The following is a 20,335-nucleotide window of genomic DNA, read 5'->3' as shown; positions in this document are numbered from 1 at the left end:
TTGCATGACGGATCCCCATGCACCCGAGAGCCGCTGGTCCGACCTCGAACGCCCCCCGCTGAACGAGCGCGCGCTGCGCCGCGGGCTGATCCGGCCCGGCGGGCTGTGGAGCTCGCTCGACGTGGTCGCCGCCACCGGATCCACCAACTCCGATCTGGCCGCGCGGGCCCGGGCGGGGGCGGACGGCACACCGGGAGCGCCGGAGGGCACCGTACTGATCGCCGAGGAGCAGACGGCGGGACGCGGCCGGCTGGACCGGCGATGGTCCGCGCCCGCGCGCTCCGGGCTCTTCTTCTCCGTACTGCTCAGACCGGGCCCCGGCGTACCCGTCCACCGCTACGGCTGGCTGCCGCTGTTGACCGGAGTGGCCGTCGCGACCGGGCTGGCGCGGGCCGCGGGCGTGGACACGGCACTCAAATGGCCCAATGACCTGCTGGTGACCGTGGACGGCGAGGAGCGGAAGGCCGGCGGGATCCTCGCGGAGCGGGCCGGGGACGACGCGGTCGTGGTGGGCGTCGGCATCAATGTCTCGCTGCACGCGGCGGAACTTCCCGTTCCGGCGGCCGGCTCGCTGGCCCTGGCGAACGCGGTGTCCCTCGACCGCGACACCCTGCTGCGCGGGGTCCTGCGGTCCCTGGAGCGGTGGTACGGGGAGTGGCGCGAGGCGGACGGCGACCCGGTGGTGTCCCGGCTCCAGGAGGCGTACGCGGCGGGGTGCGCGACGCTGGGCCGCACGGTCCGGGCGGTCCTGCCGGGCGACCGCGAGCTGGTGGGCGAGGCGGTGGCCGTGGACGGCGACGGACGGCTGGTGGTCGCGACGGAGGACGGCGCCAGGCATCCGGTCGGCGCGGGCGACATCGTCCATCTGCGGCCGGTCGTCTGAGGCGCGCGCTGTCCGTCCGGGGGCGTTTTCCGGCACGGGCATATGCAGGATGCATATGGCGGAGTCGCTGGGGCGGCCTCCGGCGACGGCCCGTGACCGGACCGTCGCGCCCCGATCCAGGTGCCCCCGCGATACGTGAGCCAGCGCACATCTGCCGTATCGTTGAGGCGGTCCACGACAGATCGGCAGGGCAGTGCGCAGGGAACGGGCAGGAGGCGGCTGGTGACCGTCGACGATTCGACTTCCGGCGAGGACGCGCAGCCGCCGTCGGAGTCCTCGGCACACCCCAACCCCCACCATGTCGTCGACCACACGGCCGAGCCGTCCGACGACCCGCTGGCCATCCGCCTCGAACAGCTGATCCTCGGCGCGGACCGCCGCTACACCGCCTTCCAGGCGGCCCGTACCGCCGGGGTCTCGATGGACCTCGCCTCCCGCTTCTGGCGCGCCATGGGCTTCGCCGACATCGGCCAGGCCAAGGCGCTCACGGAAGCGGACGTACTGGCTCTGCGGAGGCTCGCCGGTCTGGTGGAGGCGGGGCTGCTCAGCGAGCCGATGGCGATCCAGGTCGCCCGCTCGACCGGGCAGACCACCGCCCGGCTGGCGGAGTGGCAGATCGATTCCTTCCTGGAGGGCCTGACCGAGCCGCCCGAGCCCGGCATGACCCGTACGGAAGTCACATACCCCCTGGTGGAGCTGCTCCTGCCCGAGCTGGAGGAGTTCCTCGTCTACGTGTGGCGGCGCCAGCTCGCCGCCGCCACCGGCCGCGTCGTCCAGGCGGCGGACGACGACGAGATGGTCGACCGGCGGCTCGCCGTCGGCTTCGCCGACCTCGTCGGGTTCACCCGGCTGACCCGCCGGCTGGAGGAGGAGGAGCTCGGCGAGCTGGTCGAGGCGTTCGAGACGACCGCCGCCGACCTCGTCGCCGCGCACGGCGGCCGGCTGATCAAGACCCTCGGCGACGAGGTCCTGTTCGCGGCGGACGACGCGGGAACGGCCGCGGAGATAGCGCTGCGGCTGATAGAGACCATGACCCATGACGAGTCGATGCCGGCCCTCCGCGTCGGGATCGCGTTCGGGACGGTCACGACGCGGATGGGCGACGTGTTCGGTACGACGGTGAACCTCGCGAGCCGGCTGACGTCGATAGCGCCGAAGGACACGGTGCTGGTCGACGGCGCGTTCGCGGAGGAGCTGATCCGCACCGGCGACGCCCCGGCCTCCGAGGCGCAGGCCGCGGAGGCCGCGGCGAAGGCCGAGAAGGCGGGCGCGGCGCTGCCCTCGTACCGCTTCGGGCTCCAGCCGATGTGGCAGCGGCCGGTGCGGGGGCTGGGCGTGGTGGAGCCCTGGCTGATGGGGCGGCGGAACAGGTAGGTCCTGGGCGGATCCGGACCGACCGGGGAGGTGCGTCCGCCCGCCGTGCTCAGCGAGGCGCGCCCTCGATCTGGCCGGGGACGATGTCGACGGCGTGGATGTGCTCCGGGTTCTCAGGCGTGTCCGTCTCGAATCACGGCGCTGCTCGGCGGTTTGGCCGTCGTAGTTCCTCATCGGGCGCCGAGTCCAACGCCGCTGTTCAGGCCCGGGGGCCCGGAGCCGCCCCTTAGGATCGGCCCCGGTGAAGGTGAACCGTCGTTAACCGGGAGGGTGCGGTCATGGCTGAGGCTGAGCAGAGGTTCGGGGAGTTCGTCGTCGTACGGCGGCACGGTCAGGACGATCATGTCGCGGAACTGGTCCTGGACCGGCCCAAGGCCATGAACGCCGTCTCCACCGAGCTGGCCCGGTCCCTCGGGGCCGCGTGCGCCGCGCTCGGCGCCGACCGGGGCGTACGGGTCACGGTCCTGACCTCCACTCACGCGCGGGCCTTCTGTGTCGGCGCCGACCTCAAGGAGCGCAACTCCCTGAGCGACGCCGAACTCGTGCGTCAGCGGCCGACCGCGCGGGCCGCGTATACGGGCGTACTGGAACTGCCGATGCCGACGATCGCGGCGGTGCACGGCTACGCGCTGGGCGGGGGCTTCGAGCTGGCGCTCGCCTGCGATCTGATCGTCGCCGACTCCACGGCGGTCGTGGGGCTGCCCGAGGTGTCGGTCGGGGTGATCCCCGGCGGCGGTGGTACGCAGCTGCTGCCGCGCCGGGTCGGCGCCGCGCGTGCCGCGGAACTGGTCTTCACGGCGCGGCGGGTGGCCGCGGCCGAGGCGGCGGCGCTGGGGCTGGTCGACCAGCTGGTGGACGAGGGCGCCGACCGGGACGAGGCGCTGGCCCTGGCCGGCCGTATCGCCGCCCACTCGCCCGTCGGCCTGCGCGCTGCCAAGCGCGCGCTGCGGCTGGGGCACGGGCTCGATCTGCGGGCGGGCCTTGAGGTCGAGGACGCCGCGTGGCGGTCCGTCGCGTTCTCCGGGGACCGGGCGGAGGGGGTCGCCGCGTTCAACGAGAAGCGGAAGCCGCAGTGGCCGGGTGAGTGAGGCCGTACGGCGTCCTGTGGCGTCCCGGGACGCCGTACGGTTCCCTGCGGGTGAACGCGTCGTGATCACCTAACGGTCCAGATGATCAAATCCTGTCAAACCGTTTTAAGCTGGGGCGATGGGAGTGGATGGGCGACTGCGCGCCATAGTGGAACTGTCTCAGGCGATGGCGGCGGCCCCAACGGCGATCGAGTCCTGGCGGGCCGCCGCGCGGGGCGCGCTGGAGGCACTCGGGGGGAGCTTCGGGGCGCTGTCGGTGTGGGAGCGGGATCTCGGCCGGCTCAAGGTGCTGGTGAACGCGGGGGCGCGGGTGGGCGGGGAGGAGGAGTTCCCCGAGGACGAGACGTACCCCGTGCATGAGTTCCCCGAGATCGCGGAGTTCCTGCACGAGCGGTGGGCGGGGGGCGGCGGGCCGCAGGCGTGGGTCGAGACGGCGGCGGGGCCGGCGTTTGGGGGCGCGGGGGTTTCGGGCCGGCCCGGCTACAACCACCAGCGCGTGGCCGCGCTGCGCAGGCGGGGCCGTGGCTGCTGTGTCGTCGCGCCGATCGTGCTGCACGGGCGGGCGTGGGGCGAGCTGTACGTGGCCAGACCTCCGGAAGCACCGCTGTTCGACGTGGCCGACGCGGATTTCGCGACCGTCATCGCGTCCGTGGTGGCGGCGGGGATCGCCCAGACGGAGCGGCTCGAAGAGGTCCGCAGACTCGCCTTCACCGACCCGCTGACCGGGCTCGCGAACCGGCGCGCGGTCGACGCACGGCTCGACGAGGCGATCGAGCGGTACCGGGAGGAGGGGGCCGTCGTCAGCCTGGTCGTCTGCGATCTCAACGGCCTCAAGAAGGTCAACGACACCCAGGGGCACGCGGTCGGTGACCGTCTGCTGGAACGGTTCGCCACGCTGCTGTCCGTGAGCGGCGCGCGGCTTCCGGGCGCACTGGTGGCGCGGCTGGGCGGGGACGAGTTCTGTCTGCTGACGGTGGGGCCGACGTCGGACGAGGTGCTGGCGGTGGCGACGGAGCTGTGCGAGCGGGCGGCCGGGCTGGAGCTGGGGGAGGGCGTGGCGTGCGGGATCGCGTCGACGGGGGATCCGATCGGCGAGGTGCGGTCGGCACGCCGGCTGTTCCGGCTGGCGGACGCGGCGCAGTACCGGGCGAAGGCGGCGCGGGCGGGGGGGCCGGTGGTGGCGGGGCGGGACGGGGCGGTGCTGCGGCTGGCGGACGCGCCTGCGCCGGCGAGGCCGGCTCGGGACCGTCGGCGCTTCCGGGACGCGCCTGCGCCTCCCGGCGGGGGGGCGTAGTCCGGAGTGCGTTCGTCTTTGGCCTGGGGCCGGTTTCCGGGTGCGGGTTGTTCGGTGCGGGTGATCTTTGGCTGGGGTCGGGTTGTTGCCGGGGTGCGCTCCGGGGCTCGCGCCCGGGACGGCATGCTGTGCTTTCCCGGGGGACACCCCCGGACCCCCGTACGGCGCGACTCCGGCCACAGTCGGGATGCGGGCGGTCGTGCGCCACACATCACGCTTAGTGTCCCGGACACGACCCCTGCGCGCCCCCCTTCGCCGCCCGTCACCGACGACGCGGCCGTGCGCGAGGCGGCCCCCCGCCGTGGCGGCAACCCGTTGGAACCTGTCAGTAATGCCTCTGGGGGGCGACCGGACGCGGGCCTAGCGTGGTGAGCCGCCGCGCCGGCCCCCACATGGCGGGCCGACGTACCGTCACACCTCAAGAAGAGGCACGCATGCAATACGTCATACCGGTCGGGATCGGCGTTCTCTACGCGCTGCTGATGTCCCTCATCCGCGAACCGCACCGGCGGCGCTTCAACGCCGTCATGCTCGCCGGGGCGGGCGCCGCGTACCTCAGCGGCGGCGGCCTGCAAGGCTGGGAGTTCGCATTCGCCGCACTCGTCACCTATGTCGCCTACCGCGGCCTGGACTCGTGGACCTTCATCGGCATCGGCTGGCTGCTGCACACCGCGTGGGACATCGTTCACCACATCAAGGGCAGCCCCTTGATCCCTTTCGCCCACGACTCGTCGCTGGGCTGTGCCATCTGTGACCCGGTCATCGCGCTCTGGTGCCTGCGAGGGGGCCCGACGTTGCGTGAGCTCTTCCGCGGTAAGCGACCCGTGGTGATCCAGGACCGGACCGCCTGACACCGCGAGGGCGCGCGGGCCGACCGGGGGAGGGGGTCGGGGTCGTAGGAGGTGCGTGTCCGGACACTAAAGCGTGATTTGTGGCGCGTGGACGCCCGTCTTCTGACTGTGGGCAGCTGCGCGCCGTAAATCATGCCGTCCGGACATGTACCTCCGGAGGCCCCGGCCCCCGGAGGTACAACGCACCCCCGCACCACGACCCCCCCGCCGGGAGGCGCTTCGTGTAGTGACACCCTGCGATTCAGTCCGTACGCTCCTGAATATGGATATGCACACAGTCGTGGTGGGGACGTCCGGGACGACCGCCGAGGACGTGGTCGCCGTGGCCCGGGGCCACGCTCGGGTCGAGCTCTCCGCCGAGGCCCTCGACGCGCTGGCCGCCGCTCGGGAAGTCGTGGACGCGCTGGCCGCCAAGCCCGAGCCCGTGTACGGGGTCTCCACCGGGTTCGGGGCGCTGGCCACCCGGTGGATCGGCCAGGATCTCCGGGCCCAGCTCCAGCGCAATATCGTGCGGTCGCACGCCGCCGGGATGGGCCCCCGCGTCGAGCGGGAGGTCGTACGCGCGCTGATGTTCCTGCGGCTCAAGACCGTGGCCTCCGGGCGCACCGGCGTGCGCCCGCTCGTGGCGCGGACCATGGCCGACGTGCTGAACGCGGGGATCACGCCCCTGGTGCACGAGTTCGGCTCGCTCGGCTGCTCCGGGGATCTCGCGCCGCTCTCCCACTGCGCGCTGACCCTGATGGGCGAGGGCGACGCGGAGGGTCCCGACGGCGTCGTGCAGCCCGCGGGGGAGCTGCTCGCCGCGCATGGGATCGAGCCCGTGGAGCTGCGGGAGAAGGAAGGGCTCGCCCTGCTCAACGGGACCGACGGCATGCTCGGCATGCTGGTCATGGCCATCGCCGATCTGCGGCGGCTCTACACCTCCGCCGACATCACCGCCGCGCTGAGCCTGGAGGCTCTGCTCGGTACCGCCAAGGTCCTCGCCCCCGAGCTGCACGCCATCCGCCCGCATCCGGGCCAGGGCGCCAGCGCCGCCAATATGCTGCGAGTGCTCGCCGGGTCCGGGCTGACCGGGCACTTCCAGCAGGACGAGGCCCCGCGGGTCCAGGACGCCTACTCCGTGCGCTGCGCCCCGCAGGTCGCGGGCGCGGGCCGGGACACGCTGGCGTACGCGAGCGTCGTGGCCGACCGGGAGCTGGCGTCGGCGGTGGACAACCCCGTGGTGCTGCCGGACGGCCGGGTGGAGTCCAACGGCAACTTCCACGGCGCCCCGGTGGCGTACGTGCTGGACTTCCTGGCGATCGCCGCCGCCGACCTCGGTTCCATCGCGGAGCGCCGTACGGACCGGCTGCTGGACAAGAACCGCTCGCACGGTCTGCCGCCCTTCCTCGCCGACGACGCGGGCGTCGACTCGGGACTGATGATCGCCCAGTACACCCAGGCCGCGCTGGTCAGCGAGATGAAGCGGCTCGCGGTGCCGGCGTCGGTCGACTCGATCCCCTCTTCCGCGATGCAGGAGGACCATGTCTCCATGGGCTGGTCGGCCGCGCGCAAGCTCCGTACCGCCGTCGACAACCTGACCCGGGTGATCGCCGTCGAGCTGTACGCCGCGACGCGCGCGATCGAGCTGCGTACGGGCCTCACGCCCGCGCCCGCCTCGCAGGCGGCCATCGACGGGCTGCGCGCCGCGGGTGTCCAGGGGCCCGGCCCCGACCGCTTCCTGGCGCCCGATCTCGCCGGGGCCGACGCGTTCGTGCGCGGGGGCGGGCTGGTCGCCTCGGTGGAGCCGGTGACCGGGCCGTTGGCCTGAGATACGGAGGGGCCGCCCGGCGTCCGGGCGGCCCCTCCGTATGTACGCGTCTCAGAACGACGCGCGGGCACCTCTGCGTACGGAGTACGCGACGAACCCCGCGCCGATCCCGAGACAGAGGCTCCCGCCGACCAGGTACGGCGTGGTGTCCACGCCGCCCGTGTCGGCGAGGGTCAGCTGCCCGGAGTCCCCGGCGGTGAGGCTCTGAGCGGATACCGCTGACTGCTCCCGCGGGCCGCCCTGCTCCTCGGTGGCCTTCGCTGAGGGCACGAACCACAGAGCGCAGAGCAGGGTGCCGGCGGCGGTAGCTGTCAGGAGCGGTCGGCGCGCGATGGACACGTGATCGATCCCCCTTGTGACAACGCCGAATTGGCTGGGTGCGGTGATGGTAATGACCGCAGCGGGTCGCGGGAAAGTCGTGGGGCCGGGAGCTTACCCTCCGTCGTATGAGCGATTCTGAGACATCACGGTATGTTCGGGTACAGGTGGAATTGGTGCTGGAGGTCGATGACCCCCAGCGACTGAGCGCCGCCGCCCTCGACCGCATCGGCGCGGACGAGTCCATGCCGGACGATGAACGGGCGCATGCCCGGTCCGCGGTCCGGGAAGACGAGGCGGAGGCCCTCGCGTATCTGGTGGAACCCTTCGACCTCGTCAAGGAGGTCCCGGGGATCGAGCTGGCCCAGGCATCCTGGACCAGTGAAGTGATCGACTACGACCCCGACGCGGTGGAGTGGGGCCTCGACGAGGACGACGAGGACGACGAGGACGACGAGGACGACAGCGAGGTGGGGGTCGAGGGCGAGGTCGGAGCTGGTCGGGTGTAACGCGCGGGCGTGTCACTCTGGTAAGCCCCGGTCCGCCGCAGCGACGGGCCGGGGCTCACGCATTTCCCCGGGGCGAGTGGTGTTCACCACATCTCCGGCGGATGTGGAACCGGACGAACCGGTACAGGTGTTCTTAAGTGTTATCGGCAGGGTTAGCGGCGATGATGGAGAAGCGTGTGATGAGGGACAGCAAGCGGCGCAAGGGCCTCGTGGCCGCGTCCGCGGTGCTCGGCGGCGTACTGGTGCTCGCGGCGTGCAGCCAGGGGGCGGACAAGGCCCCTTCGGAGAGCTCGGCGTCGGCACAGGCCAAGGCGGACGAGGTGGCCGCCAAGGAGACCTCGCAGGCCCAGATAACCATCGCGCCCAAGAACGGCGCGACGAATGTGGGCATCAACAACGACGCCAAGGTCACCGTCACCAAGGGCACCCTCACCAGCGTGACGATGACCACCGCGGACGGCACCGCCGTCAAGGGCACCCTGGCCGCCGATGCCAAGAGCTGGAAGCCGGACGCCCAGCTGGAGCGCTCCACCTCGTACAAGATCACCGCGACGGCGAAGGACGCCAAGGGCCGCGAGGCCCATGAGAACTCCTCCTTCACCACTGTCTCGCCCAGCAACAGCTTCATCGGGAACTTCACCCCCGAGGACGGCTCCACCGTCGGCGTCGGTATGCCGGTCTCGATCAACTTCGACAAGGCGATCACCGACAAGAAGGCCGTCCAGGACGGCATCACCGTCACGTCGAGCAGCGGCCAGCAGGTCGTCGGCCACTGGTTCAACCAGCAGCGCCTCGACTTCCGCCCCGAGCAGTACTGGACGGGCGGCTCCACGGTCACCCTCAAGCTGAACCTGGACGGGATCGAGGGTGCCAACGGCGTCTTCGGCGTCCAGCAGAAGACGGTCACCTTCCAGATCGGCCGCAGCCAGGTCAGCACCGTCGACGTCAAAAGCAAGACGATGACCGTCGTACGGGACGGCCAGACGCTCAAGACCATCCCGATCTCGGCCGGCTCGCCCGAGAACACGACCTACAACGGCCAGATGGTGATCTCCGAGAAGTTCAAGGAGACCCGGATGAACGGCGCCACGGTCGGCTTCACGGACGACGACGGCAAGGGCGAGTACGACATCAAGGACGTCCCGCACGCCATGCGGCTGTCCACGTCCGGGACCTTCATCCACGGCAGCTACTGGGGCGGCAACGCGTTCGGCAACGTCAACACGAGCCACGGCTGTGTGGGCCTGAAGGACGTGAAGGGCGCCGGTGACCCCAACCAGCCGGCCGCCTGGTTCTACAACAACTCGCTCATCGGTGACGTGGTCGTCGTCAAGAACTCCGCAGACAAGACCATCGCCCCGGACAACGGCCTCAACGGCTGGAACATGAACTGGTCCGACTGGCAGGCCGGTTCGGCCGCCTGATCCGGACGGGTCGTCAGGCCCTGAACCGACTCGCCCGGCCGGTCCGAGTCCGTACGCGGACGGCGGCGGCACCTTCTCCAGGTGCCGCCGCCGTCCGCGTTCTCATCCCGCTCTCACCCGGCCCTTAACTCCTCATCACACCGGGCACCTAGCTTCACGCCCATGTTCTTCACCTACCTCAGGCGCGAGCTGCGCCGTCGCAGAAAGGCGGCGCTCGTCGTCGCCTCGGGGCTCGCCCTGGGCATCGCGCTGGTGATCGTCGTCAGCTCCGTCTCCTCGGGCATGAGCCAGGCCCAGGACAAGGTCCTGCAGTCGCTGTACGGCCTCGGCACCGACATGACCGTCACCAAGGCCGCGGCCCCGCCCGGCGAGGGCGACAACCGCCGGCGCTTCGAGTTCGACGCCAAGGGCGACACCGGCGCCGAACAGAGCAGCGACCGCGTGATGGTGCAGGGCTTCCAGACCCTGGCCTCCTCGACCGTCACCCAAGTCGGCGGCCAGGACGGGGTCGCGCAGGCCGTCGGCGGGCTCAGCCTGACCGTGCTCAAGGTCAACGGGGAGTTCAAGCCCGGCGAGATCACCCCGCCGCAAGGCGGTGGCAGGACCGGCCAGGGCGGTACGGGCGGCGCCGGCGGCGGCGAAGTCCGGGGCGGCGGCGCCGCGTTCGACGTCAACTCCTACACCGTGTTCGGCACCGATGTCGCCGCGCCCGCGCTGGGCCCGCTGACCTCGTCCAAGATCACCACGGGCCGTACGTTCAAGAGCACCGAGACGGACGCGGCGGTCGCGGTCGTCGACAGCGCGTACGCCAAGGAGAAGAGCCTCGCGGTCGGCAAGACCGTCACCATCTCCGGTACGAAGTTCTCCATCGTCGGCGTCGCGACCGCCGACAGCGGGGACTCCGCCGCCAACCTCTACATCCCGCTGAAGAAGGCCCAGACCCTGGCCGACTCCAAGGACAAGGTCACCACGGTCTACGTCAAGGCCGCCGACTCGCAGCAGATCGACAGCGTCAAGTCCGCCATCCAGAAGAACATCCCGGACACGACGGTCACCACCTCCGCCGATCTCGCCGGCACCGTGTCCGGCTCCCTCTCCACCGCCTCCGACCTCGCCACGACGGTCGGCAAGTGGCTCTCCATCGCCGTGCTGATCGCTGCCTTCCTGGTGGCGGGGCTGCTCACCTCCTCGGCCGTCAGCCGCCGGGTACGGGAGTTCGGCACGCTCAAGGCGCTCGGCTGGAAGAGCGGCCGGGTCACCCGCCAGGTGGTCGGCGAGGCGCTCGTCAACGGACTGCTCGGCGGGGTGCTCGGCATCGCCCTCGGTCTCGGCGGCGCCTACCTCGTCACCGCCATCAGCCCGACCCTCACGGCGCAGCTCGGCTCCACGGGTGGGGGCGGCGGCCTCGCCGGCGGCGGTCCCATGGGCGGCGGCCCCGCGCGGCAGACCGCGTCCAAGGCCCTCGACATCGCCCTGACCGCGCCCGTCTCCGTCTCCACCATCGGCATCGCCGTGGGGCTGGCCGTCGCGGGCGGTCTGATCGCCGGCGGCTTCGGCGGCTGGCGGGCCTCCCGGCTGCGGCCCGCGGACGCCCTGCGCCGCGTCGAGTAGTCCCGTCCCCCCTTTCAACAGGATTTCGCACAGCAGGAGTTGAACCGTGTACCAGCTCAGAGGCGTCACCAAGCGCTACTCGCGCGGCAAGAAGACCGTCGACGCGCTCGCCGGCGTCGATCTGACCATCGAGGACGGCGGCCGGCTCGTCATCCAGGGCCCGACCGGCGGGGGAAAGTCCACGCTCCTCCAGATGCTCGGCGGCCTCGACCGGCCGACGCGGGGCAGCGTCGAGTTCGACGGGGTGGACCTGGCCCAGCTCCCCGAGGCCAGGCTCACCAAGGTACGGGCGGAGAGCATCGGCTTCGTCTTCCAGAGCTTCAACCTCATCCCCACGCTGACCGCGCAGGAGAACGTCGAGACGGCGCTCGTGCCGCTCGGCCTCAAGGGCGCGGCCCGGCGCGAACGCGCGGCGGAGGCGCTCGGCTCCGTCGGCCTCGGCGAACGGCTCGGCCATGTGCCCGGCGAACTCTCCGGCGGCCAGCAGCAGCGCGTCGCGATCGCCCGCGCCCTTGTCAAGCGGCCGAAGGTGCTGCTCGCCGATGAACCCACGGGAAATCTCGACGAGTCGATGCGTGACGAGATCATGGAACTGCTGGAGGGCCTCTGGAAAGAGCACGGCCTGACCTTCATCATGGTCACTCACGACAGCTCGATCGCCCGCCGCGCTCCACGGCTCGCCACGATCCGCAAGGGACGGGTCACGATCACCGAGAACGCCGCGGCCTGAGTCCGCGAGTGGCGTTCGCCGGGCCGTACGGGCGTCCACGTACGGCCCGGTTCCGCCCGGATGTCTCCGGTAACCCGGGGGCGTCACCATCCTCGTACGCGTAGGTTCGACCCATGCTGATCACTCTGGGAAGCCCGCCCTCGGACGCCGAGACAGCCGCCTGGCACGCGGTGATCAGCGCGGCCCATGTCCGCGATCTCCCGGCCTCCGCGCCGGAGCCGAGCCGGACGGAGACGGCGGGAAAGCTGCGGGTCCCGCCGGTGAGCGGGCGAAACGTTCATCTCGCGGTGGTGGGGCGGGACGGCACGTACGAGGGCGTCGCCTCGCTGCTCCTGTTCACCGACGAGACCAACCGGCACACGGCCTTCCTGGACGCCCTGGTGGTACGGCCCGACGCCCGCCGGCGCGGCATCGGCGCGACGCTCTGGACGGCGATCCGCGCCGAACTCGCCGCCCAGGGACGCTCCTCGGTCTCGACCGTCCTCGAACTCGGCGGCGCGGGCGAGGCGTTCGTCGACAGCCTCGGCTTCACGAACGTGCTGCGGCTCGGCTGGTACGTGCAGCGCGTCGCCCAGGCGCTGGAGGAAATACCGCAGCCCGCCCTGCCCGAGGGGCTGCGCTTCGCGGGCTGGTCGGGCGTCGTGCCCGACGGCACGGCCGAGGCGTTCGCCCGCGCCCACGACGCGAGACGCGACGTGTCGGGCCCGAGCAGACAACTGGACGAACGCACCCCGAGCTGGGACGTGGAGCGGGTACGGACCGCGGCCCGGCTGATCGAGCAGCGCGGCGGGGTCGTCCTCACCTCGGCCGTCCTGGACACCGAGCGGGACGACGCCGTCGTCGCCTACACCGAACTCGTCCTGACCGCCCCGTCGGACACCCGCGCGCTCCAGTACGACACGGTGGTCGTCCCCACGCACCGGGGCCGGGGCCTGGGCCGCGCCGTCAAACGGCATTTGCTGGGGCGGCTGCGTGAACTGCATCCGGGCGTGCGGGAGATCCGTACCACCGTCTCCGACGACAACGAGTCGACGCTGGCGATGAACGAGTCGCTGGGGTATCGGCGGGAGCGGCCGGCGGGGATTTTCCAGGCGAAGCTCTGACGGGTGCGGGTGGCTCCGGACTGCGCTGCGGTCGATATGCGACTCCGTCGCGTGGTCACCGCGCTTCGCGCGAGCTGCGACGCTTTACGTCCGGACACGCACCTCCTCCGACCCCGACCCCCTCCCGCCACCGACCAGGCGGCCGGGCCCTAGGCTCAGGGCATGGCGATAACGCACCGGACGTGTGCGCCTGGGCTTGTAACAGCCAGTAGGGTGCGCCGGATGAACGGTGCTTCCCTTCCCTCGCGCGTCTTCCGCTTGATCGTCACGGGTGGAGGAACCGGCGGTCACACGTACCCTGCCCTGACCGCGATCCGAACGTTGCGGGGCAGGTTGGCGGCCGAGGGCGGAACGCTCGATGTGCTTTGGATCGGCACGGCGGACGGCTTGGAGGCCCGCGTCGCCCCGGCCGAGGGCATTCCGTTCACCACGGTCAGCACGGGCAAGATCCGCCGGTCCAGCAACCCCCTCAAAATGGTAAGTCCGGCCAATGTGCGGGACATGGCCCGGGTGCCGCTCGGTGTGGCGCAGGCTCGGAAGATCGTTGCCGAATTCCGGCCGGACGTCGTTCTCGCCACCGGCGGATACGTCGCTGTTCCCGCGGGGCTGGCCGCCCGCATGTGCCGCCGCTCGCCGGTCCTCCACGAGCAGACCGTGCGCCTGGGCCTGGCCAACCGGAAGTAGAAGAGCCGTCCGCGCGCGACGTCGAGCTGCCGTTTCCAGCGGCGCGCCATGGTGATGCGCGGGGCGAGGACAGCGGTCTCGCGGTGATTGCGGCCGGGGACGGCCTCCACGAGGTACGGGCGGCGCCGAGCCGGTCCAAGGCCGAGACGACACCGTCGGTGTGCGCCCACGACGGCACGGTGGCGGAGACCACCGGATCGTCATCAGTCTTGTTGATCATCCAGCCGGTGTTCAGGATTACGGCCGCGACGAGTACGAGGTGGGAGAGTGAACGTCGCCGTGCCAGGTCCAGCAGAGCCGATCCATATGTCGCTCAGCGTAACCGATGGCACGGCGAGGCCGACGGTAGCCACGTCGCCCGGGACGTTACCCCTCCGGAACCACGCGCCCCGCCCGTAGTTCCTGCCGCAGCAGAGACGGGTTCGCGGCTGGGTGAGAAGGCGAAGGCGGGCCTTCATCCTGGATGGTGTAGGCGTAGCCGTCGGCTCGCTGGAGAAGGCGAATGTGCCGGTAGTGGATGCCTTGAACAAGTCCGTGAGCTGTGCGGATATTGAATCGGCCGGTGGAGCGCACCGCGATGCGGCCCGTGTGGGTGCCCGCGTGTTTGCCGGCGAGGACGATGGCGCGGGCGTAGTCGCCGGTCTGGAAGCCGTGAACGGTTTTGGTGCGGGGATTGGTTTTGCGGGGGAAGCCGTACCGGTCGGGGTCCGTGCGCCGGTAGCGGCCACGTCCACCGGCCAGGGCCGTCAGCACGGTGTGCGGGTGCTGGGTGACGGTGTTCAAGGCGCCGACGCACAGGGCGTCGAGGGTGTGGGTTTTAGGGAGCCCTGTGCGTTGCCGGTTCCACTTGGTGCGTCCGCCCGACGCGGTACGCACGGCGTGGGGGAAGGCGGCGTCCAGCGCGCGCCACAGGGCCCATCGGGTGGCGTTGACGGCGGCTGCGTCCCGCAGCGGGGCCTTGGCCTGCGTGAGGATCTTCGCGAGCAGCTTCGGCTTGTTTATGAGGAAGTCTTCGACGGGGCTGTTGTTCTTGGTCTGGTTGCAGCGGGCGCAGGCGATGGTGAGGTTGCTGATGCGGTCGGAGCCGCCGCGTGAGCTGGGGTGGATGTGGTCGATGTTCAGCGGCACGCCCGACGCCCCGCAGTAGGCACAGACACGGCCCCACTTGGCCAGGAGGTATTCGCGGACCTCCGTTCCGTGCAGGGTGCCGTGCTGGTACTCGACCCCCTCCAGCGGTTTACCGGCTGTCATGAGATGGGTGTCGAAGGCGACCCGCTCCACATGTACGGCAGTGACAGGCGCCCAACGGGCCAGCCGGTTCGTCCACGACATGGTGGTCTCTACGCGGTGGCGAAGCGACGGGGCGAGCCAGCCCCGCAGTCTGGAGCGGTTGTTGAAGCGGGGCGCGCGGTAGCGCAGGTTCCGCGAGCGACGGCCTCGGCGGTAAGCGGCACGGACGGTGAGCCTGTCGCGGATCTGCCCTCCCCGGTGGGCGAGTTCGACCGCGAACAGGCCGCGACGTTCCCCGCCCCCGTTCGTGGTGAAGACGGCGATGCCTGTGCGCTTGCTGCCGGGGTCGATCCCCAACTCCACACCGTCCACCGATGATCCGGTAGCCGTGCGGTCTTTGAGGCGGATGACGAACGGGGTGTGCCGGGCAACCACTGCCCGGCCTCGCTTGAGGAGCTTGCGAGCCCGCGCCGGAGACGTGGGCTGCAAGGGTGTGCCGTGCTTGTCGAGGACGAACACGACGGAATGGGCCTCACGGCCCTCGCCCGGCACATCAGTGCCGGGGTGACGCCCCGCGGACCGGGTGCCGGTCCGCGGAATCTCCCCTCGCCCATGTCCGATACCGGGTGTGCGGTCGCCCGTACCCCGGCGCCCCGTTTCGTTCCTGCTCCCAGGAGTGTCTGCTGACGCCGGTTCCAGGGTCCGGGGCTGAGGAAGCACCCCGGAGTGGGTCTTCTGTCCTGCATCGAACGTAGTCATCGAATGCACCTCCTTCCGATCTGCGGATCGTGATGACTTGGGCTGGTCACACACGGGCCTACACGCCAACGGCTGGTAGGCCCCAGCGTTCAGGGCCAGGGAGCGTGTGACAGGAAGAAGTAGTGCGCGGACATGGCATCGAGCGTAGTCGCGCCCAGGGGCGGAGGCCCCAGGAACCTATGGATTGCCGACCAGATGGACCGGTCCGTTGAGGGTGTTCGGGGTGCAGCCGGCGCCCGACAGGGTCAGCCGCTGCTTGGTGTTGACCACGGAGAGGGGACCGGTCAGCGAGGTGCCGCAGAGCTGCACCGTGTGGGCGCCGACCGCCTGGACGGGCCCGGTGATGTCCGCGCCCTTCGCCACCAGGCTCGCGCCCGCGGCGACCACGACGGGGCCGGTCTGCCGCGTGCCGTTCAGGCAGAGGACGCCCGAGGAGACGACCAGCGGGCCGGTGTGCTTGCCGGTCAGCGTCTTCGTGCAGGCGGGCGCGGCCAGGATCCGGCTGCGGAAGTCCAGGGCGTACGCGAGCTTGCCGGGCTTCTGGTCGGAGATCGGGGCGCTCAGCTTGCCGAACTCACCGCCGGTCGGCTTCTTCCCGGCGTTCCACTCCGGCATCCGGCCCAGCTCGTCGGCGGTGCGGCCGTCGGCGATGACGGTGTCACCTGCCGTGCCCGACATGGCCTCGGAGGCGGCGCGGATCGCGGTCAGGTAGGAGGCGGGGGAGTCGAGGTCGTACGCGTCGAGGTTCACGCGCTCGCGCAGCCAGGTGCCCCACAGGAACTCCAGGTACTCCGCCGCGTCCGCGGGAGCCTGGTAGCCGATGTCGCGCGTGAAGTAGACGAGGCTGCGGTAGCGGTCGTCATGGAAGCGGGCCAGGCCGAGGCGCTGGGGAAGCTGGTCCGTGGTGATGGGGTTGTTGTTCTCGTCGCGCAGCCAGACCCACTTCTTCTCCTGCATGGCCTGCCAGAAGGCGGCGGGCGACAGACCGCTCAGATTGCCGGTGACGCGCAGCCGGATATGCGTCGTGGGGCCGCCGTCGGGCGTCTCCAGGAAGGACGTCAGGGTGTGGTGTCCGTCGGTGAGATACAGCTCGCCGCCGGGGCCGATGACGACCGTCTTCATCGCGGCGCGCGTCTCGTCCGTCTCCTGGCCGACCGGGACGGTGCAGGTGAAGCTGGAGGGGTCGGTGAGCTTGGCGCCCGGCGACACCGTGGCGGCTTCCTCCTGGCCGTTGGTCTCGCACCAGTCGTCGAACCGCTTGTTGAAGTCGCCGTTCTGCTCGTCCTTGGGGCTGCTGTAGCGGCCGAGCTTGTAGTAGATCTGGTCGAAGCCCACGGAGGGCTGGGTGGGGCGCAGTTGATCCAGCGTGACATCGAGGAGGTCACCGGCCTCGGCCTGGAGCGCGGCGCCCTTGGCTCCGGCTGTGCCGGTCGTACCCGTCGGGGCCGCGCCGGCGGGGGAGCCGCTCGCGACGACACCGCCCAACGCGAGCGCGCCCGCGGCCAGTCCGGCGGCCAGACCGCGCGCCGCGCCGCCGGGGCGCCTGGCGGCCCGTGCGGGGCGATGGCTGTCAGGCCGGTGCTGCGTACGGGCTGAGCCGGTCATACGGTCTCCAGTTGGTGTGGTCGCGGGACCGCGCCCCCAACGGGAGGCGTGGTGGGTCGCGCATATCCATTCACCTCTGCGGGCACCGGCCGGTGGCTTTCGGTCATCTGGAGGGTGGCGGCCGGGTGAACGGTGCCTTCAAGGTGGGGAGTTGTCCGGTCGGTGCGGCGCCGCTGTCGGTACGGGGCCGGTTCAGCGCCGTGGGCCGGCCAGCGCGTAGAGCAGCCCGCCGCCCGACGCGAGAGCGACCGCCGTCCAGCCGGCGACGGTCGTACCGGACGGCTGGAGCAGCCATGTCGCGACCTGGGCCGTCACCCCGTCCGTGGGCGGTACGAACAGCGCCACCGCGCACCAGCCGAAGGGCAGCGTCCAGGCGTACTGCCCGCCCCACAGCGCCGCCCCGATCGCGGCGAGCCCCGCCGCCCCGGCGCTGTTCCGTACGAGCGTCCCGGCCGCCAACGGCTCGTCACCAGCGGCCGGAAGGGCGAGCAGCACCGCCCCGGCGAGCACCCCGATGAACAGCACATGTGCCGCGCGCCGGGGTGCCCAGCGGATCGCCGCCGTACGGTCGAGCGCGCGGTCCTGCCCGCTCAGGCCGACCGCGGCCGCCGCCACGACGGAGGTCAGCAGCAGGACCTGGGTCCTCGGATCACCGGACTCGGTGCCCCGGGTGAGCGACCAGGCGGCGACGGTGGCGATCAGCGCGGCGGCGAGCGACGCGGGGACCTGGCGGGAGCGCGCGTACAGCGTGAGCCAGCGGGTGGACGGCCGGCGGGTGGGGGCCGCCGCCCGTCGTTCCGGCTGCCGTCGTCTCACCGAGGGCCGTCCTTCAGTACGTTCAGCAGGTCTCCGTCGCAGGAGAGCGCGGCCGTCCGCAGGGCTGTGATCCGCTCGCGCTGTACGTCCGGCGGCAGGGCGCGCAGCGCGTTCCAGGCAGGCCCGGCCAGTTTGTCGGCGTCGGCGCGCAGCCAGGCGGTGCCGCGCAGGGGTTCCAGTTCACCGGTGAACCAGGCGGCGGCCACCGTCCGCGCGGCCAGTTCGCGTACGACCTTGGTCTCGTCGTACGCCCGCCGTTGCTCCTCGGTCGGGTCGCTCATGTCCGCGACGAGACACGGCGCCGTCCCGGCGCCCGCCAGCAGGGCGCGGGTGTACTCGTCCTTCGTCGCGCCGTCGAGAGCCTGGGCCTCGAAGTCGACGGGTACGACTCCGGAGGGCCGGGACACCTCCGTGTCCCTGGGCCACGGATCGACACTCTCGCGTACCGCCGACGGCGGGTCGGGCAGCCGTCCCAGCAGCCGCAGGGCCTCCTCGCCGGGTCCTTTGAGCGCGGCCAGCCGGGGTTCGTGCAGCTTCGTCACGCAGACGCGGCCGTCGCACACCAGCGCCGTCGCCGCCTTGTCGAGCGCGTAGTTACGCGCGGAATCGGTCGGCAGGAGCGGCACCGCGACGGCCGCGCCCAGCGCCACGGGCAGCAGCGCGAGCAGCCGGGCGCGCGGCCTCCGGGCCACGAGCAGGAGGAACCCGGTGGCCGCCAGCCCGAGCAGCCAGACGGTCTGTCCGGCGTGGACGCGCCACGTGACGGTCAGGAACGCGCTGTACACCTGGGAGAGCGCGGGAGAGAGCAGCACGATCCGGTTCGGCACCATGTCGGGGGTGACCGTCACATGCACGGCCGTCACCGCCGTCAGGGACACCATCGCGAGCACCGGCGGAGTCAGCGCGGACGGTACGGTCCTGCCGACCCCCATGCCCAGCAGCGCGCCCGCGACCAGCGCCAGCGCCCCGACCGCCAGGATCGGCAGCCAGCCGAGATCGGCGTAACCGTCGTTGGCGAGCACCCGTACCCCGCCGTAGAGGAACACCAGCGCGTAGGCGGCGGTCAGCGTGAGCGCGAACGCGCCGGCGGCCGTGACGGCGCGGTGCCATCCGGGGCGCGGTGTCGTCGCGAGGAGTTCGGACGTACCGGAGCGCCGGTCGCGTATCCCGTTCACGGCCCCGGCGGTCACCGCCAGGGGCCACATGAACACCATCGCGAACCGTTCCCACCAGGCGGTGGAGGTCCACTGCCGCGTCCAGCTCTCGGCGCCCTGCCACCACGGTCCGCCGACCAGCTGGAGGAAGCCGAGCGCGACGATCAGGAGCAGGACGCCCGCCAACGGGGCGGCCGAGCGCCGGAGTTCGATCCGCAGGATCCGGCCTCTGCGAGGTGCGCGTACCTGTTGTACGGGGGCTTCCGGGCTCACCACGTACCCCTTCCCGGCTCGGAGCGCATGAGCAGCGCCGCGTAACCACGCTCGATGGGGCTGTCGCCCGGGTGCGCGGCGCCGCCCGCGGCGGCGAGCTGGTCCGGGGTGCCCCGGAACACCAGCGCGCCGTCCGCGATGAGCACCACGTCCGTACAGGCCGCCGCGACGTCCTCGACCAGATGCGTGGAGACGACCACACAGCTGTCCGTGCCGAGTTGGTGCAGCAGCTCGCGGAAGCGCAGCCGCTGCGCCGGGTCGAGCCCGGCCGTCGGCTCGTCGAGCAGCAGGATGCGCGGATCGTTGACGATCGCCTGCGCGATCCCCGCGCGCCGCACCATGCCGCCGGAGAGGGTCTTCATCCGGTCGTCGGCGCGGTCCGCGAGGCCCACGCGCTCGACGGCGCGCTGGACGGCTCCGGGGATCTCCTCGCGGGGCATCTCCTTCAGCCACGCCATGTACTCGACGAACTCGCGGACGGTGAAGCGCCGGTAGTACCCGAACTCCTGCGGCAGATAACCGATTCGGCGGCGCAGCTCGCGCCGGCCGCCGGTCTGCGCGTCGGCGGGGGTGCCCAGCAGTTCGAGGGTGCCCCCGGCGGGCCGGAGGACGGTGGCGAGCGCGCGGATGAGGGTGGTCTTGCCGGCGCCGTTGGGCCCGAGCAGACCGTGGACTCCGGTACCGAGGTTCAGATCGAGGCCGTTGACGGCCAGCTTGCGGCCGCCGGCCCTTACCCGCAGCCCTTCGGCCCGGATCTCCCAGGCGTAGGTCTTCGGCGCCACTTCGGCGGCGGTCACACCGCGCGTCATGTCGTCACCA

General features: G+C 71.6%; 17 protein-coding genes and 1 pseudogene. 12 read left to right on the top strand and 6 right to left on the bottom strand.

The features are described 5' to 3' along the window. The first annotated feature begins 4 nt into the window (after window positions 1–4). From IF11_RS0134640 to hutH, 6 genes are all read left to right on the top strand, one after another. Window positions 5–883 carry a biotin--[acetyl-CoA-carboxylase] ligase gene (locus IF11_RS0134640; protein WP_030355781.1) on the top strand — a complete coding sequence of 293 codons (879 nt, stop codon included), beginning with the start codon at window positions 5–7 and terminating at the stop codon, window positions 881–883. Between the two features lie 222 nt (window positions 884–1,105). After that, complete coding sequence (locus IF11_RS0134635; RefSeq protein ID WP_030355780.1) at window positions 1,106–2,257, top strand: adenylate/guanylate cyclase domain-containing protein; 1,152 nt, start codon at window positions 1,106–1,108, stop codon at window positions 2,255–2,257. Between the two features lie 278 nt (window positions 2,258–2,535). Next, a complete protein-coding gene (locus IF11_RS0134630) occupies window positions 2,536–3,345 on the top strand; it encodes an enoyl-CoA hydratase/isomerase family protein (RefSeq protein ID WP_030355779.1) in 810 nt (269 codons plus the stop codon). Between the two features lie 118 nt (window positions 3,346–3,463). Then, a complete protein-coding gene (locus IF11_RS0134625; protein ID WP_030355778.1) occupies window positions 3,464–4,639 on the top strand; it encodes a GGDEF domain-containing protein in 1,176 nt (391 codons plus the stop codon). A 434-nt stretch (window positions 4,640–5,073) separates the two neighbouring features. After that, complete coding sequence (locus IF11_RS0134620) at window positions 5,074–5,490, top strand: DUF6010 family protein (RefSeq protein WP_030355777.1); 417 nt, start codon at window positions 5,074–5,076, stop codon at window positions 5,488–5,490. A 262-nt stretch (window positions 5,491–5,752) separates the two neighbouring features. Beyond that, a complete protein-coding gene (hutH, locus tag IF11_RS0134615) occupies window positions 5,753–7,300 on the top strand; it encodes a histidine ammonia-lyase (protein ID WP_078491072.1) in 1,548 nt (515 codons plus the stop codon). 51 nt (window positions 7,301–7,351) lie between these two features. On the opposite strand, the gene IF11_RS0134610 is transcribed toward hutH, so the two are convergent. Continuing rightward, complete coding sequence (locus tag IF11_RS0134610) at window positions 7,352–7,639, bottom strand: hypothetical protein (RefSeq protein WP_030355775.1); 288 nt, start codon at window positions 7,637–7,639, stop codon at window positions 7,352–7,354. Window positions 7,640–7,746: 107 nt separating this feature from the next. Here IF11_RS0134610 and IF11_RS41120 point away from each other — a divergent pair, with 107 nt between their 5' ends. The 6 genes and pseudogenes from IF11_RS41120 to IF11_RS0134580 all read left to right on the top strand — a co-directional run. Then, the gene (locus tag IF11_RS41120; RefSeq protein ID WP_078491071.1) at window positions 7,747–8,127 is read left to right on the top strand and encodes a hypothetical protein; all 381 of its coding nucleotides are present in this window, start codon (window positions 7,747–7,749) and stop codon (window positions 8,125–8,127) included. Window positions 8,128–8,291: 164 nt separating this feature from the next. After that, window positions 8,292–9,551 (top strand): L,D-transpeptidase, encoded by a 1,260-nt coding sequence (locus IF11_RS0134600; protein WP_030355773.1) that lies wholly within the window; start codon window positions 8,292–8,294, stop codon window positions 9,549–9,551. Between the two features lie 162 nt (window positions 9,552–9,713). Then, window positions 9,714–11,162, top strand: coding sequence for an ABC transporter permease (locus IF11_RS0134595; protein WP_030355772.1), 1,449 nt, complete (start codon window positions 9,714–9,716; stop codon window positions 11,160–11,162). A gap of 46 nt (window positions 11,163–11,208) precedes the next feature. Beyond that, window positions 11,209–11,892: an ABC transporter ATP-binding protein gene (locus IF11_RS0134590; protein ID WP_030355771.1), complete on the top strand. Its 684-nt coding sequence runs from the start codon at window positions 11,209–11,211 to the stop codon at window positions 11,890–11,892. A gap of 113 nt (window positions 11,893–12,005) precedes the next feature. Continuing rightward, complete coding sequence (locus tag IF11_RS37285; RefSeq protein WP_051746459.1) at window positions 12,006–12,995, top strand: GNAT family N-acetyltransferase; 990 nt, start codon at window positions 12,006–12,008, stop codon at window positions 12,993–12,995. Between the two features lie 222 nt (window positions 12,996–13,217). Next, window positions 13,218–13,676 (top strand): annotated as a pseudogene (locus IF11_RS0134580) (UDP-N-acetylglucosamine--N-acetylmuramyl-(pentapeptide) pyrophosphoryl-undecaprenol N-acetylglucosamine transferase); the annotation flags it as partial. A 369-nt stretch (window positions 13,677–14,045) separates the two neighbouring features. Here IF11_RS0134580 and iscB read toward each other — a convergent pair. The 5 genes from iscB to IF11_RS0134555 form a co-directional block, all read right to left on the bottom strand. Beyond that, complete coding sequence (gene iscB, locus IF11_RS0134575) at window positions 14,046–15,428, bottom strand: RNA-guided endonuclease IscB (RefSeq protein WP_240627914.1); 1,383 nt, start codon at window positions 15,426–15,428, stop codon at window positions 14,046–14,048. Between the two features lie 417 nt (window positions 15,429–15,845). Then, the gene (locus tag IF11_RS0134570; protein WP_078491069.1) at window positions 15,846–17,273 is read right to left on the bottom strand and encodes a ParB/Srx family N-terminal domain-containing protein; all 1,428 of its coding nucleotides are present in this window, start codon (window positions 17,271–17,273) and stop codon (window positions 15,846–15,848) included. Between the two features lie 192 nt (window positions 17,274–17,465). Next, window positions 17,466–18,089, bottom strand: coding sequence for a hypothetical protein (locus IF11_RS0134565; RefSeq protein WP_051746458.1), 624 nt, complete (start codon window positions 18,087–18,089; stop codon window positions 17,466–17,468). Continuing rightward, window positions 18,086–19,516, bottom strand: a complete 1,431-nt coding sequence (locus tag IF11_RS0134560; protein ID WP_063759286.1) for a hypothetical protein — start codon at window positions 19,514–19,516, stop codon at window positions 18,086–18,088. The genes IF11_RS0134565 and IF11_RS0134560 overlap by 4 nt, the downstream gene beginning before the upstream one ends. Beyond that, the gene (locus IF11_RS0134555) at window positions 19,513–20,325 is read right to left on the bottom strand and encodes an ABC transporter ATP-binding protein (RefSeq protein ID WP_030355764.1); all 813 of its coding nucleotides are present in this window, start codon (window positions 20,323–20,325) and stop codon (window positions 19,513–19,515) included. Before IF11_RS0134555 ends, IF11_RS0134560 begins: the two co-directional genes overlap by 4 nt. Window positions 20,326–20,335: the final 10 nt, after the last annotated feature.

It is taken from the genome of Streptomyces scopuliridis RB72 (assembly GCF_000718095.1).
GTDB classification, from domain to species: Bacteria; Actinomycetota; Actinomycetes; order Streptomycetales; family Streptomycetaceae; genus Streptomyces; species Streptomyces scopuliridis.
This window is presented reverse-complemented; position numbering and strand designations above follow the sequence as displayed.

What these genes read in the sequence shown, in the direction of transcription:
- IF11_RS0134630 (WP_030355779.1), top strand. Translation starts at nt 2,536, where the DNA reads ATGGCTGAGGCTGAGCAGAGGTTCGGGGAGTTCGTCGTCGTACGGCGG.
- IF11_RS0134620 (WP_030355777.1), top strand. Translation starts at nt 5,074, where the DNA reads ATGCAATACGTCATACCGGTCGGGATCGGCGTTCTCTACGCGCTGCTG.
- IF11_RS0134570 (WP_078491069.1), bottom strand. Translation starts at nt 17,273, where the DNA reads ATGACCGGCTCAGCCCGTACGCAGCACCGGCCTGACAGCCATCGCCCC.
- IF11_RS0134600 (WP_030355773.1), top strand. Translation starts at nt 8,292, where the DNA reads ATGGAGAAGCGTGTGATGAGGGACAGCAAGCGGCGCAAGGGCCTCGTG.
- IF11_RS37285 (WP_051746459.1), top strand. Translation starts at nt 12,006, where the DNA reads ATGCTGATCACTCTGGGAAGCCCGCCCTCGGACGCCGAGACAGCCGCC.
- IF11_RS0134595 (WP_030355772.1), top strand. Translation starts at nt 9,714, where the DNA reads ATGTTCTTCACCTACCTCAGGCGCGAGCTGCGCCGTCGCAGAAAGGCG.
- IF11_RS0134555 (WP_030355764.1), bottom strand. Translation starts at nt 20,325, where the DNA reads ATGACGCGCGGTGTGACCGCCGCCGAAGTGGCGCCGAAGACCTACGCC.
- IF11_RS0134625 (WP_030355778.1), top strand. Translation starts at nt 3,464, where the DNA reads ATGGGAGTGGATGGGCGACTGCGCGCCATAGTGGAACTGTCTCAGGCG.
- IF11_RS0134640 (WP_030355781.1), top strand. Translation starts at nt 5, where the DNA reads ATGACGGATCCCCATGCACCCGAGAGCCGCTGGTCCGACCTCGAACGC.
- hutH (WP_078491072.1), top strand. Translation starts at nt 5,753, where the DNA reads ATGGATATGCACACAGTCGTGGTGGGGACGTCCGGGACGACCGCCGAG.
- IF11_RS41120 (WP_078491071.1), top strand. Translation starts at nt 7,747, where the DNA reads ATGAGCGATTCTGAGACATCACGGTATGTTCGGGTACAGGTGGAATTG.